The organism is Collinsella aerofaciens (assembly GCF_001405375.1).
GTDB lineage: Bacteria > Actinomycetota > Coriobacteriia > Coriobacteriales > Coriobacteriaceae > Collinsella > Collinsella aerofaciens_F.
The window spans coordinates 47,072-60,072 of the sequence record NZ_CYYP01000010.1 but is presented as its reverse complement, the minus strand read 5'-3'; the positions used below and the strand labels follow the sequence as shown (position 1 = coordinate 60,072).

The following is a 13,001-nucleotide window of genomic DNA, read 5'->3' as shown; positions in this document are numbered from 1 at the left end:
TGCTATAAATAGTAGCTCCTGATAAGATTTGTTCCCATTAGGAGCTACTTTTATTGAACATATGAGGAGAAATAACGTCGTCTGCGGACGAGTGGAACGTTGAATAGTTCCTGAAGTGATCAAAATCGCTGCTACTAAACAGGTAGCAGTACTCATATTTGCCCTTTTTTGACCACAGCCCTCTCGGAAACCTTTCCAGAGGCGTCAAACAGCCATAATCCAAAGGTCGCCTCAAACAATTAGCCGGCTAAGAGCGTCCGTGACTACCCAAAAGCTGTACGCCAGCATCCAAAGATGTCGAAAAATGTCGACTTTGGATACTGGCGTACATGTTCGGCCGGTATGGGTTGGGGTGGGCCGGTTGCAATGCGCGTGCTAGAGCAGGTTCTTCTGCACCCACGCGATGATGTCGCTCGACTCGTAGAGCGGCTTGCCGTCGATGAACAAGCAGGGAACCTGGCGTTTTCCGCCGACGGCGATGAGCGTCTGCTCGGCCTCGGTATCGGTCGAGATATTGCGCTCGGGGATGGTCACACCGTTATCGGCAAGGAATCGCTTGACTTTTATGCAATACGGGCAGCCGGTCATAACGTACAGCGTGAGCTCATGATTAGTAGCCATGGGTCTCCAATCGGTTGAGGTTTCGATTGAAATACCCAAAGCAGCCGCGGTCTATGCGCGCGTCAACGACGACTCGATGGCCTGGACCAGAAACGCCGTGGCTCCGGTGCCGCAGGGCTTGTCGTAGTAGTCAACAAAGCGCTGATCGGCAAGATAGCCGTGGGCGAGGCCCAGGTATGCTTCGTCTTGGGGCTCGTGTCCCCAGTTAAGGGCAATCCATCGACGGTGCATTGCGACAAGTTTGTGGGCCTCGTTGCTCTCTGGGTCGCCAATGCCCATGGCAATCGAAAGTTGGCCCAGAACAGCGCGTTCAAGTTCCTTCATGTCGTTCCATGTCTCGGGGTCCATGTCCAGCAGCGCTTCATTTGCTGCATCGATAGCCTCATCGCCATAGCGTGCCCGCGCTTCGGCGCCGTAGCACTTCTCGTTTTCCTGCACGGTGCGCCAGCGCTCCAGTTGCGGCAGGACGGCGCCCATGAGCGAGACGGCTTCGTCGAGCGACATGCCGGTGTTTTGCGCCAGCCGCGGGGCGCAATCCTCGATCATCGCCTCCATGGTGGTGTCGTAGGTGTACTTGCCGTGGTCGTAGCACCACTTGCAGTAATGATCGGTCGCGGCGCCCGTGGCATCGGTGCCGCAGTCGTCGGGCGTGAGTATCATGCCGCAGCTCTGGCAATAGTGCTCGGGCATTTCGAGCAGGTGAGACAGGGGCTCGCCGGTCACGGCGGCGATGAGCTTCATCATGTCGATGCCCGGGGTGACCTCGTCGCGCTCCCAACGGCTGACGGCTTGACGTGTGACGAAGAGCTTGGCGGCGAGCTGCTCCTGGGTAAGGTGATGGGCGCGACGAATGGCAATGAGCTTTTCTGCAAAGGCCATAGCGGCTCCTTTCTGCTGGTTGATGGCTTAAGCATACGCGGCGGCAGATGCCCTTCCAAGCAACCGTTGGTTGCATGACGGGGGACCGCGGCGAAGAATTGCGCGCAGCGTCCCACGCCTCCATGCCGTACAATGACCGGCATGGAACCTATTGCACACATACATACCGACCTGCCGCAGAAGTTCGGTATTCCGCGCAACAGCTTTTTGGCGCCTCATCTGCAGGGACGCATCGTTTTTGAGCCGGAATTTGCCTCCAATGCAGCGGTTGAGGGTCTGGACTCCTTCTCTCACCTGTGGCTGCTGTGGCGTTTTGAAAACGGCACGCCCGGCGGCACGGCTAAGGACATAGCTGCCGATGCCAAGTCGCAGGACAGGTCCGGTACCAACGCAAAATGGTCGAAGACCGTGCGCCCGCCGCGCCTGGGTGGAGCCGAGCGCGTGGGCGTGCTTGCCACGCGCAGTCCGTTTCGCCCTAATCCCATCGGTCTCACCTGCGTTAAGCTCGACCGCGTGGAGCTTACCGACGACGGCCCCATCATCCATGTGCTGGGAGCAGATCTGCGCGACGGCACGCCCATCTACGATATCAAACCCTACATTCCGTTTGCGGACTGTCACCCGGATGCGACCGGCGGCTGGATTGAGGATGCTCCGTGGCAAGAGCTCGATGTTGAGTTTCCGCAAGCGCTACAGGATATGGTCCCGCCCGCAAAGCTCCCCGGCTTGGTCGAAGTCCTTCGCCAAGACCCACGCCGCGCAGGCAGCAAGCACGAGCCAAACCGCATTTACCACTTGGCTTACGCCGGGCTCGACATATCGTTTACGGTCGATGAAACCCAGCTAACCGTAGTCGCCGTCAACGACGCGCGAGACTAACCAGCCATTCGCCCGCACCCGTCAAATTAAGCGCCAAACCCCGCGCCAAAACCGCCCGTGCTGGTGGACAATAGCGCCTATCGAAACAGTCTACTTTGCACGGGGGTCCAGCATGAAATACGACTTCACTTCAATCATCGACCGCCACGGCATGGACTCCATCGCCGTTGACTCTTGGGGCGAGATCCCCGGTATGGCTCCGAACGCACCCGACGAGGGCTTCGACCGCATCCCCATGTGGGTGGCCGACATGAATTTTGCCACGGTGCCCACGGTCCAGGAACACATCATTCAGCGTGCCCAGCACCCCATGTTTGGCTACTTTAACCCGCGCGCTGAGTACTTCGATCGCATCATCGAATGGCAGAATCGCCGCAATGGCGTCGAAGGTTTGAGCCCTGAACATATCGGCTACGAAAATGGCGTGCTAGGCGGCGTCGTGTCGACGTTGCGCGCGTATGTCCAGCCGGGCGATGCGGTGCTGGTCCACAGCCCCACCTACATTGGCTTTACCAAGTCTATCGAAGCCGCGGGCTATCGCATTGTCCACAGCCCGCTTAAACTCGACGACCAGGGCGTGTGGCGCATGGACTTTGAGGACATGGAGTGCAAACTCGCCCAAAACCACATCCATGCCGCGGTGTTCTGCTCGCCGCACAATCCCTGCGGCCGCGTATGGGAGCGCGACGAAATCGAGCGCGCCATGGACATCTATCGCCAGCACGATTGCGTGGTGATTTCGGACGAGATTTGGTCCGATATCATCCTGCCGGGGCACAAGCACATCCCGACGCAGTCGGTGAGCGAGGATGCCCGCATGCGCACGGTTGCCCTCTACGCGCCTAGCAAGACGTTTAACCTGGCGGGCCTTGTTGGCAGCTACCACATTGTCTACAACGAGACGCTGCGTGACCGCATCTGCGCCGTGTCCAACAAGACCCACTACAACGAGATGAACGTCCTCTCCATGCATGCGCTTATCGGTGCCTACCAGCCGCAGGGCTATGAGTGGGTGGACGAGCTCAATCAGGTGCTTGCCGGCAATATCGAGTACTTCTGCAATTACGTGGACGAGCATTTTGAGGGCGTGTCCTATTCACGTCCGCAGGGCACGTACATGGTGTTTCTGGACTGCACCGAGTGGTGCCGAGAGCATGGCCGCGATATTCAGTGGTTGCTCGATGAGGGGGCACGCGTGGGCGTGGGGTATCAGGACGGCCGCCCGTTCCACGGACCCTGCCACATTCGCGTGAATCTGGCGCTGCCGCTTTCGCGCGTAAGGGAGGCGTGCGACCGCCTGGACCGCTACGTTTTTAATGCACGGTAAGTGAGCACTGCATGCGGGGCCTTCTGCCAAGTCGGCTGGAAGGTCCCACACGGTAAAGCGCCTGTAACAATTGGGCACTCGTGTGGTTTTGTTTGCTATTATCTTTAACCATTTAAGTCTGTAAACAGGATCGTATGGAGCTCGATGAAAAGACCCCGTCGCTCGGTTGCCATATCGTTGTTTGTTGCGCTTGCGGTAGCGAGTGCCTTTGTCGTAGCGATAGCTGGCTGTTCCGGGCACAATGACGAAGCCTCGACGCCAGCATCAAAAGCCCCGGACGCCACGCAGGTAAAGGACGACGACCTGAAGACGCTCAACGTCGGCAGCGACCTCTATCCACCGTTTGTGTATACCGACGAGTACGGCGATATCGTTGGCCTGGATGTCGAGATACTAACCGAGGCTTTGGCCCGCATTGGTTACAAGTCAAAGTATCAGCTGATCGATTGGGAAAAGAAGAAAGAGCTGCTGGCGAGCGGCGAGCTCGATTGTGTCATGGGCAGCTTTAGCATGACGGGTCGCGAAAACGAGTATCGTTGGGCCGGCCCGTACCTTGCGAGCCGCCAGGTGGTCGCGGTCGATCCCCAGAGCGATATCTACACGCTTGCTGATCTTGAGGATAAGGTCGTGGCGGTTCAATCCACCACCAAGCCCGAGGACATTTTGCTCAATCGTACAAATGAAAACGTTCCGCAGATCAAAGAGCTCTACAGTTTTTCGGACCGTTCATACCTGAATCCGGCGCTCGTCGAGGGCCTGGTCGACGCCATCGCCGCACATGAGTCGTCGTTGCTCACCTACGAAAAAGACTATGGCGTAACGTATCGCATTTTGGATGAGCCGCTGCTAGAAGTTGGTTTGGGCACTGCTTTCGACATCAACGATACGCGCGGCATCGACGTTAAGCTCACCCGTGCCTACCAAGAAATGCTTGCCGATGGCACCATGGAACGCCTGGTGTCAAAGTACTTTGATGACCCTTCGCCATTTTTGAATATGGAGGGCCTGTCATGATTGATGCGCCCGACCACGCCGCTCAGGAGCGGGGCAATCGTTCGGCAGGGGCATGGCTCCTTGTCGCCCTGCTGGGGATAGCGCTCTCGGTTGTTGCCGGCATGATGAGCTACGGTTACACGACGGCCCAAGCCGAGCAGCGCTTTGCCGACGTTGTCGATTACGTGGCGACGCAGAGCCTTTCCTACGATGCGTTCAACAGCGCCTATACGACCAAAAACCTGATTCGTGTTATGGAGATTGCCGGAGAGGCAGCGCGCGATATGGAGCGCGACCGCTCGGTGGATAACGCCACGCTGGAGCAATATGCCGACCAGTTCAACGTGAGTGCACTGATCGTAACGGACGCATCGGGCAGCTTGGTGTCCGAGTGCTCGACGGATGACGTGGGCTACGAGTCGCTCGCTACGTATCTCAAGGAAGCGCCCGTGTTGGAGGTGGCGGCCCATCCGCTTAAGTCCTATACCGCCCGTATCACGCTTGCGGATGATTCGGTCGCAGACATTGGCTGCGTGACTAGGCAGGATGGCGAGGGCATCGTTGCCGCAGTGAGACACCAGAGCGCCAAGGCGGTCGCGAGCAATACGCTCAAACTGCAGAGCTTGCTCGGTGGTTATGAGACCATCGACAGCGGCAATATCGTGATCGAAAGCGACGGCAAGGTCGTTGCGACCAATGCCGTTGAACCCACCATATTGGGCGTGTTTGATCTGCCTGCGACGGATGTCTTCATTGTCGACGGTATAAAGGATCGATGCCCGGCTGGTAAGGTCAGATTGGTTAACGCCAACGGCGAGTGGTATTTGGGCACATTTGGAAAGGTGCGCGGGTTCTACGTGTACACCTATGCCTCGGCGCGGCGTTACTTTGAGGTCGTCGCGGCTGTTGCTGCCGGCGTGCTGGTGCTCTACAGCGGTGTTATGGCCGTTGTTGTGATGGCGCGCCGCCGCGCTGATCGTCGACGTTTGACGGACTTGCTGCAGCAGGAGCGCGACTATGGCGACAAGCTGGCAAAGGCGGCGCGTGAGGCCTCGTCTGCCAACTCGGCAAAGACGGAGTTTTTGCGCCGCATGAGCCACGATCTGCGCACGCCCATCAACGGCATTCGCGGCATGGTCGAGGTCGGCGATGCCAATGCGGACGATCTGCAAAAGCAGACCGAGTGCCGCTCGAAGATCTGGACGGCATCGGGACTGCTGCTCGACCTTGCCAACGAGGCGCTGGATATGAGTCGCCTGGAGAGCGGGCAGGTCGACCTGGAGCTTGTTCCCACAAACTTGGCGACCCTCAACCACGAGGTGCGCGATATTCTTGAGCGCCAGGCCGAGGAGCGCCTGGTGACAATTATCTGCGACCAGCAGACGCTTAATCATCCCTATGTGCGGGTGAGCGTGACGCACCTCAAGCGCTTGTTGCTCAATATTGCCGGCAATGCTGTCAAGTACAACCGCCAGGGAGGCTATGTTCGCCTGGTGTGCCGCGAGGTGGAGCCAGCGGATGGCGTCCCCGTCTATGAATACACGATCGCCGACAACGGTATTGGCATGAGCGAGGAGTTCCAGCAGCACCTCTACGAGCCGTTTTGCCGCGAGGAGCAGCAGGTGGAAGGCGCTTCATCGGGAACTGGCCTGGGCGCGCCCATCGCAAAACAGTTGGTCGAGCTTATGGGCGGAACCATGAGCTTTACGAGCGTCTTGGGGCAGGGGACGACGTTTACCATCCGCCTGCCGTTCGAGAAATGCAAGCGTTCCGAGATTCCTCAGGCAGTTCGCGTGGATGGGGGCGATGGCGATGCGCTCCAGGGCTTGCGCGTTTTACTCGTAGAGGATAACGATCTGAATGCCGAGATCGCGCAGTTTACGCTCAGCCGTGCCGGTGCCGTCGTGACGCATGCCAAGGATGGTGAGTCTGCCGTCGAGATGTTTACCGCGAGCGCACCGCACGAGTACGACGTGGTGTTGATGGACATCATGATGCCGGGCATCGATGGCCTTGAGGCCACACGTCAGATTCGAGCACTCGATCGCGAGGATGCCGCGACCACGCCGATTATCGCCGTGAGCGCCAACGCCTTTGCCGACGACCGCAGGCTTTCGCGTGAGGCGGGCATGAACGCGCACCTGAGTAAACCCGTGAGCTCGCAGGAGCTCATTGAGGCGCTTGCGCACATAGCCGCCGACGCTCTATAAGCATATGGCCTGGTTCCAAGGTGGGTTGGAACCAGGCCATATTGTTATTGATGAGGCCTGCTGAGGGGCTTACTTTTCCTGAATCTGCTTGCCGCAGAGATGCTCAATCGAAATCTCGTAGAGCTGGACGCCCTTGATGTCCTTGGCGATTTCCTCTTCGACTTCTTCGGCAGAAGGGTAGTACTTAAGGGCGAGCTGGCGGACTTTGTCCTCGATAAACGCGGGGGTGTCATTCGCCAGGCGACAACGGCCAAAGACGACGGTGCTCATAACGTAGGGAGCCCAGTCACCGTCCTGGTACCACTCGTTGCCATATACGGTAAAGCAGACCTTGTCATCGCGCTTGAGTGCGTCGACCTTGTGGCCGGCTTTGGCGCCATGGAAATAGATCTTGTCGTGCTCGGCGTCAAAGAAGTAGTTGACGGGAATGGCGTACGGGTAGCCATCGTCGCCGTTGACGGCAAAGACGCCGCGCTTGCAGGTAGCGAGCAGTTCGCGCGCTTCCTCGTCAGTGATGGCGCGTTTCTTTCGACGTAAGGGTCTAAACATCGTTGGCTTCCTTTCTGGTCGTGCGTGGTGGTTGAGCACAAACTATAGCGAAACGGATCCGTTTTTCTTGATGCGGGCGAGTATGTTTTTGAGCTTGTTAAAGTCGAGCGGTTTGGATAGATGGGCGTTCATGCCGGCGTCGTGTGCCGCCTTGGCGTCCTCGGCAAAGGCATTGGCTGTGAGCGCGATGATGGGGATATCGGCTGCATCGACCTTCTCGCTCAGGCGAATCGCGCGGGTTGCCTCGTAACCGTCCATGTCCGGCATCATAATGTCCATCAGGATCGCATCGAAGCTGCCGGCGGGATGCGATAGGTACAGATCGACGACTTCGTTGCCGTTGGCGGCGCGGGTGACCACGACGCCCTCGGATTCTAGCAGCGCCTGGGCAATCTCGGCATTCAATTCGTTGTCTTCGGCGAGCAGTACGTTCATGTCGGCGAGCGAGCAGTCGAGCGCCCTCTCGACCGTATTCGCCCGCGCCCGGGGGTTCTTGTCGATATCGAGCGGAATTTCCACGTAGAACGTGGTGCCCACATGGAGTTCGCTGGTGACTTCGATGGTGCCGCCCATCAGTTCAATAAGCGACTTGACGATTGGCATGCCCATGCCGGTTCCTTGGAACTTGCTGCGCGCATCGTCACCTTCTTGGGCAAACGGCTCATAGATATGCTTTAAAAACTCGGGAGCCATGCCAATGCCGGTATCCGAAACGCTAAAGCAAAAGAGCGCGCGCCCGTTATCGAGTGGCTTGGTCTGTGAACTAAAGGTGACGGAGCCGCCGTGCTTGTTGTACTTAATGCTGTTGTCTAACAGGTTGATCATGACCTGTCGGATATGGGTGGGACTGCCGATTACGTATGGCCCCGTGGCGTACGGCAGACTATTGTCCTGCATTGTGATGCCGTTACTGGACGCGCGGAGCTTGCACAGCACCAGCGTATCATCACAAAGCTCTTTGAGGTTAAAAGGCGCATGTTCCAGTGTTAGCTTGCGGTCTTCGATTTTTCCCATCTCGAGGATGTCGTTGATCAGCGAGAGCAGGTGATTGGCGGCAACGCGCGCCTTGGCACGGCTCTCGCGGGCGACTTGCATATCGCCTTCCTTCAATTCTTCAATTTCGATAAGGCCCAGGATACCGTTGAGCGGCGTACGGATGTCGTGGCTCATGCGCGTGAGGAATGCCGTCTTAGCGGCGTTGGCAGCATCGGCTTTTTTGCGCTCGGTTCGAGCGCGCACGAGCGCCCAGATGAGCAGGACGATGCCGACCGACAACATACCGATGAGGGTAGCTGCAATGGCGGTGCGGTTGCGATAAAGGAATTGAAGCGTGTTGGATTCCTGGGCCGTGTACGACGTGGAGGAGTAATTACTTGCGGAGAGCGATTCTCCGGCATTGATGATGCCCTTGTTGATGATTCCCAGCAGTTCGGGCTTGCCGCGCGACATCAAGCACGCGAGGTCACAGGTGTCAGGGAGCTCGACCGTCTCGCAGTCCTCGAGATCATAACGGTCACCGATGGTTTTTACGCGTGAACTGGGAGCGACGATGCAGCGCGCCGTTCCCTTCCTGAGGGCGTCGAACGCTTCATCGTCGGATTGGTATTCGGTTACGGTCGCTGTGGGGAATAGACTTTCAAGTGCATTTCGGTTGACAAACGATGATTTGGTACAGGCGATGTTCTGAAGGTCTTTTTTCAGGTTACTGCCGGTGTGGATGGCGGTGAGGGACATGGTCCCCAACGATACCGACTGCACAACGCCTGATTGCTCGGCAAACCAGTAATCTCGGTATGCCGGCAGCGCAACGTCTATGCTTCCCTCTGACAGGGCCTTTGACATCATCTTGTAGCTATCAAAGGCGACGGTTTTGACCGTAATGCCAAATTTATCGTGTAGCGTCGTCGCAAGCGATGCGAGCGAGCCTTCCATTTTGCCGTCTTCGTCTTCGTTGCAGTAGGGGAGTTTGCCCGTAATGTAGCCGAGCGTGATGGTGTTGTTGTTCGCCTTGAGCCAGGCGCGCTCATCGCCGGTGAGCGAGGATGATCCGCTGTTTTGCGCTGAATAGTTCGATTTGACCTCGTCGTTATAGCGGGGGTTGACGCGGTTGATTGCCGCCATTGCGGAGTTGATGTTGTCCATCAGGTCGGGGCGGCTTTTGGGAACGGCAAAGTAGTAGTCGCTCGAACCGACGTAGAACATGGGCGACGCCTCGGGCGACGAAATGGTGTCGTTCATGATGATGGCGTCGACCTCGCCGTTTGCGAGCGCGTCAAAGAGAACGGAGCCTCCGTCATACTCCCTGTATGTGCAGGCGATTCCCTCGTTGGCGAGCCACTGCTGGCCGACGATGGTTTGCATAACACCGGAGTTGTAACCGATGGTGAGACCCTGGAGTGCTTGAGGGTCACCCTTGGCCAGGTCGTCACGGTCGGGCCTGGCGTAGATGTAGTAGCGCTCGGTGCCCTCGGGGTTCGAGGAAAAGAGCAGCTTTTGGGCGCGTTCCTCGGAGTAGGAGATGTTGGGCATGAGGTCGATCTCGCCTGCCTCGAGCATGTCCATAAGCTCGGTGAAGGTGCCGGAGACGTATTCGTACCGCCAGCCGGGCGTGTAGTACGACAGGGTCTGGAGGTACTCGTAACCCCATCCCGAGAGACGCTCGCCGGGGGTGCCGTTCTGGAAGCCCTCGTTGTTGACGAGCCAGCCGACGCGGACCGTCTTGACTGGCTGACTAGAGTCATCGGCAAAAGCCTGGACAGGCGCGATGGAACTCAGTGCGGCAAGCGCGGCAAGCACAATGGCCAGGGCGCGACATATAACTGAACGAAGGACAGTGGCAGCTCTCACATGCAATCCTAACGAATCGAGACAATACCGCATAAGGATACCAGCTCAGCCTGCCCAGTCGGCAGCTGTACCGCTAAACGCTCCCGCCCGGCAGTCATCGGGGACGTTCTTAAACGACTAGTCATTGGGGACGTTCTTGTTTGACTGGTCATTTAAGAACGTCCCCAATGACTAGTTCCGTTTGCTGGGGAGGCGTGGGACAATACCGAGCGAACGTGATTGGTTGTCCGTGGAAGGGGTCGCGATGAAAAAGCTCAGGACGCTTGCCGATGTGCTGCGACAGGCTGGCTTTGCACGCATTACGGGCCTGTTTCTTATTTTCTATCTGCTTTGCTCGACGGCTGTCTGGCTGTCCGAGCCCACGACCCTCACGTTTGGCGATGGTCTCTGGTTTAGCTTTGAGACGGTCTCGACGATTGGCTTTGGCGATATCCCCGCTGAAACGCCGGTTGCCCGCGGCATTACCGTTATCCTAAGCGTCATCAGTATCTTCTATATCGCCATGCTTACGGGCGTGGCGGTGAACTACTGCAATACGCTTATCAAGATGCGCCAAAAGGACACCATGGCGCGCTTTATGGACGATCTTGAGCATTTGGAAGAACTCGACCGCGATGAGCTCGCCGATTTGTCGCGCCGCGTGCGCGAATACCGTCGCCGGCAACGATAGAACGGGTGCCGCGCGTCACGACGAGGGGGATTGCATATGAACATCACCGTCTACCTGGGCGCGAGCGTCGGCAACGACCCGGCGTTTCTGCCCGCAGTGCAGGAGCTGGGCAATTGGATTGGCGCCAACGGACACGCGCTCGTATACGGCGGGTCCAAATCGGGACTGATGGGCGCGCTCGCCGATAGCGTACTCGAGGCAGGCGGACATGTGACGGGTGTGGAGCCGAGCTTTTTTATCGAGGCAGAGTTTCAACACGACGGAATCGACGACCTTATCGTGACGAGCGATATGGCGGAGCGCAAGGCCAAGATGATCGAGCTCGGCGATGCGTTCATCGCATTTCCGGGCGGCACGGGCACGCTCGAGGAGATTGCCGAGGTTATGTCCGCGGTGTCGTTGGGGCACCTGAGCTCTCCGTGCATCCTGTATAACCTGGACGGTTACTACAACGACCTCAAGGCGTTGCTCGGGCACATGATTGATAAGGGGCTTTCGAGCCCGAGGCGCCAGCACGGCATCTACTTTGCCGACGATTTGCGCGAGATTGCCTCGATTATCAACGGATAAGTCTTGAGCCTGCCCCACTATGGCTCCCAATGGTGCCGTTTGCGGCGCAGGTGGTTGGCTCGTTCGGGCAACGCTCGCTCTACAATAAAACGTATCTATGTCGACTTTGACCGCGGGAGGACCCGATGGATAACCTTGCCAAACCCACGAACCGAGCGCTGTTTTTGGTCAGCGTTGCCGTGACCGGTGCACTCGCGGGTGCCGCAGTCTGGCTGTTCTTTTTTGCGATGGAGCACGGTATCGACTATCTATGGACCGAGATTCCGCACGCGCTGGGCGTCGCTTCGCCCGAGCTTGCCAGCGGCCCGTTTGGCTTTCTGCCGTACCCGTTTTTTGTCTGCCTGCTGGGCGGCCTGTTAATCGGTCTGTACGAAAAGATGACAGGCACCAAGACCGATGACCTCAACCAGGTGATGGCTAAGGTTAAGCAAGACGGGCGCTACCCGTACGACAACCTGGGCAAGCTTTCGCTCGCGGCATTGCTGCCGCTGCTGTTTGGCGGAAGCATTGGACCGGAGGCCGGCCTGACCGGCGTTATCGCCGGTCTGTGCAGCTGGGTCGGCGACCGCATGCGTCGCTTTGGCGCCGAGTTTAGGGAGCTCACGTTGCTGGGCACCCAGGCTGCCCTGACGGCGCTCTTTACCGCGCCCGTCTTTGGCTTTGTGGCGCCGCTTGCCGGTAGCACCGACGGCCAGGGTGAAGACGCCGACGATGAGTCCGCGTCCGGCGAGATCACCATCAAGCTGCCCAAGGCGCAAAAGACGGTGGTCTACGGTATTGCGATTGCCGGCGGTCTGGGCACCTACCTGCTGCTTGGACAGCTTGTGGGCGGCGGCATGGGCATGCCCAGGTTCGAGTCCGCCGAGGTGGGCAACCTAGAGCTTACCTGGCTCGTCCCTCTGTCGTTGATCGGCACCGTCTGCGGATGGCTGTACTTTGTCTCTGAGCATGCGAGCGAGGCACTGTCTCACGCAATAGGGGAGCGTCCTGTCGTCAAGGCCATGCTAGCCGGTCTGGCGCTCGCCATCTGTGGCACGGTTCTGCCCTACACCATGTTTGCCGGCGAGACCCAGGCCGACGTGCTCATGGAAACCTACCTGACCATTCCCGCTGGCGTGCTTATCGCGACCGGTCTTGTTAAGGCCATGCTGACGCCCGCCCTCATCAACCTTGGTTGGCGTGGCGGCCACTTCTTCCCGGTTATCTTCTCGGGTGTGAGCCTGGGCTACGGCCTTGCCATCCTCACCGGCGCCGATCCGGTCTTTTGCGTCGCCGTCTGCACGGCATCGACGATGGGTGCGGTCATGCGCCAGCCGGTCATGGTCGTGGGCCTGCTGCTCATGTGCTTCCCACTCAAGGGTATCGTCTGCATGATCATCGCGGCCGTCATCGCCGCCGGCATTCCACTGCCCAAGCCGCTGCGCAAGTAGCGCGGTTAATCGCGAGTCAACTCCAG

General features: G+C 58.3%; 11 protein-coding genes. 7 read left to right on the top strand and 4 right to left on the bottom strand.

Annotated elements, in window-relative coordinates; all coding sequences use genetic code 11:
* Positions 1-375: 375 nt before the first annotated feature.
* On the bottom strand, positions 376-621 hold the full coding sequence (locus ARB25_RS06310; RefSeq protein WP_055286702.1) for a glutaredoxin family protein: 246 nt from the start codon (positions 619-621) through the stop codon (positions 376-378).
* A 51-nt stretch (positions 622-672) separates the two neighbouring features.
* Entirely contained in the window at positions 673-1,500 is an 828-nt protein-coding gene (locus tag ARB25_RS10145; RefSeq protein WP_070100751.1) for a TipAS antibiotic-recognition domain-containing protein, read from the bottom strand.
* A gap of 141 nt (positions 1,501-1,641) precedes the next feature.
* Here ARB25_RS10145 and ARB25_RS06300 point away from each other — a divergent pair, with 141 nt between their 5' ends.
* The 4 genes from ARB25_RS06300 (at position 1,642) to ARB25_RS06285 (ending at position 6,909) form a co-directional block, all read left to right on the top strand.
* The gene (locus ARB25_RS06300; RefSeq protein ID WP_253276064.1) at positions 1,642-2,379 is read left to right on the top strand and encodes a tRNA (N6-threonylcarbamoyladenosine(37)-N6)-methyltransferase TrmO; all 738 of its coding nucleotides are present in this window, start codon (positions 1,642-1,644) and stop codon (positions 2,377-2,379) included.
* Positions 2,380-2,491: 112 nt separating this feature from the next.
* Positions 2,492-3,706, top strand: coding sequence for a MalY/PatB family protein (locus tag ARB25_RS06295; protein ID WP_055286699.1), 1,215 nt, complete (start codon positions 2,492-2,494; stop codon positions 3,704-3,706).
* A 144-nt stretch (positions 3,707-3,850) separates the two neighbouring features.
* Positions 3,851-4,720 carry a substrate-binding periplasmic protein gene (locus ARB25_RS06290; protein WP_055286697.1) on the top strand — a complete coding sequence of 290 codons (870 nt, stop codon included), beginning with the start codon at positions 3,851-3,853 and terminating at the stop codon, positions 4,718-4,720.
* Positions 4,717-6,909: a hybrid sensor histidine kinase/response regulator gene (locus tag ARB25_RS06285; protein WP_055286695.1), complete on the top strand. Its 2,193-nt coding sequence runs from the start codon at positions 4,717-4,719 to the stop codon at positions 6,907-6,909. The genes ARB25_RS06290 and ARB25_RS06285 overlap by 4 nt, the downstream gene beginning before the upstream one ends.
* A 69-nt stretch (positions 6,910-6,978) precedes the next feature.
* Here ARB25_RS06285 and ARB25_RS06280 read toward each other — a convergent pair whose 3' ends face one another.
* Both ARB25_RS06280 and ARB25_RS06275 read right to left on the bottom strand, forming a co-directional pair.
* Positions 6,979-7,458, bottom strand: a complete 480-nt coding sequence (locus ARB25_RS06280) for a pyridoxamine 5'-phosphate oxidase family protein (RefSeq protein ID WP_055286693.1) — start codon at positions 7,456-7,458, stop codon at positions 6,979-6,981.
* 42 nt (positions 7,459-7,500) lie between these two features.
* The gene (locus ARB25_RS06275) at positions 7,501-10,305 is read right to left on the bottom strand and encodes an ATP-binding protein (RefSeq protein WP_055286691.1); all 2,805 of its coding nucleotides are present in this window, start codon (positions 10,303-10,305) and stop codon (positions 7,501-7,503) included.
* A gap of 244 nt (positions 10,306-10,549) precedes the next feature.
* Here ARB25_RS06275 and ARB25_RS06270 point away from each other — a divergent pair, with 244 nt between their 5' ends.
* From ARB25_RS06270 to ARB25_RS06260, 3 genes are all read left to right on the top strand, one after another.
* On the top strand, positions 10,550-10,975 hold the full coding sequence (locus tag ARB25_RS06270) for a potassium channel family protein (RefSeq protein WP_055286689.1): 426 nt from the start codon (positions 10,550-10,552) through the stop codon (positions 10,973-10,975).
* A 36-nt stretch (positions 10,976-11,011) separates the two neighbouring features.
* Positions 11,012-11,545, top strand: coding sequence for an LOG family protein (locus ARB25_RS06265; protein ID WP_055286687.1), 534 nt, complete (start codon positions 11,012-11,014; stop codon positions 11,543-11,545).
* A gap of 125 nt (positions 11,546-11,670) precedes the next feature.
* Entirely contained in the window at positions 11,671-12,975 is a 1,305-nt protein-coding gene (locus ARB25_RS06260) for a chloride channel protein (protein WP_055286685.1), read from the top strand.
* Positions 12,976-13,001: the final 26 nt, after the last annotated feature.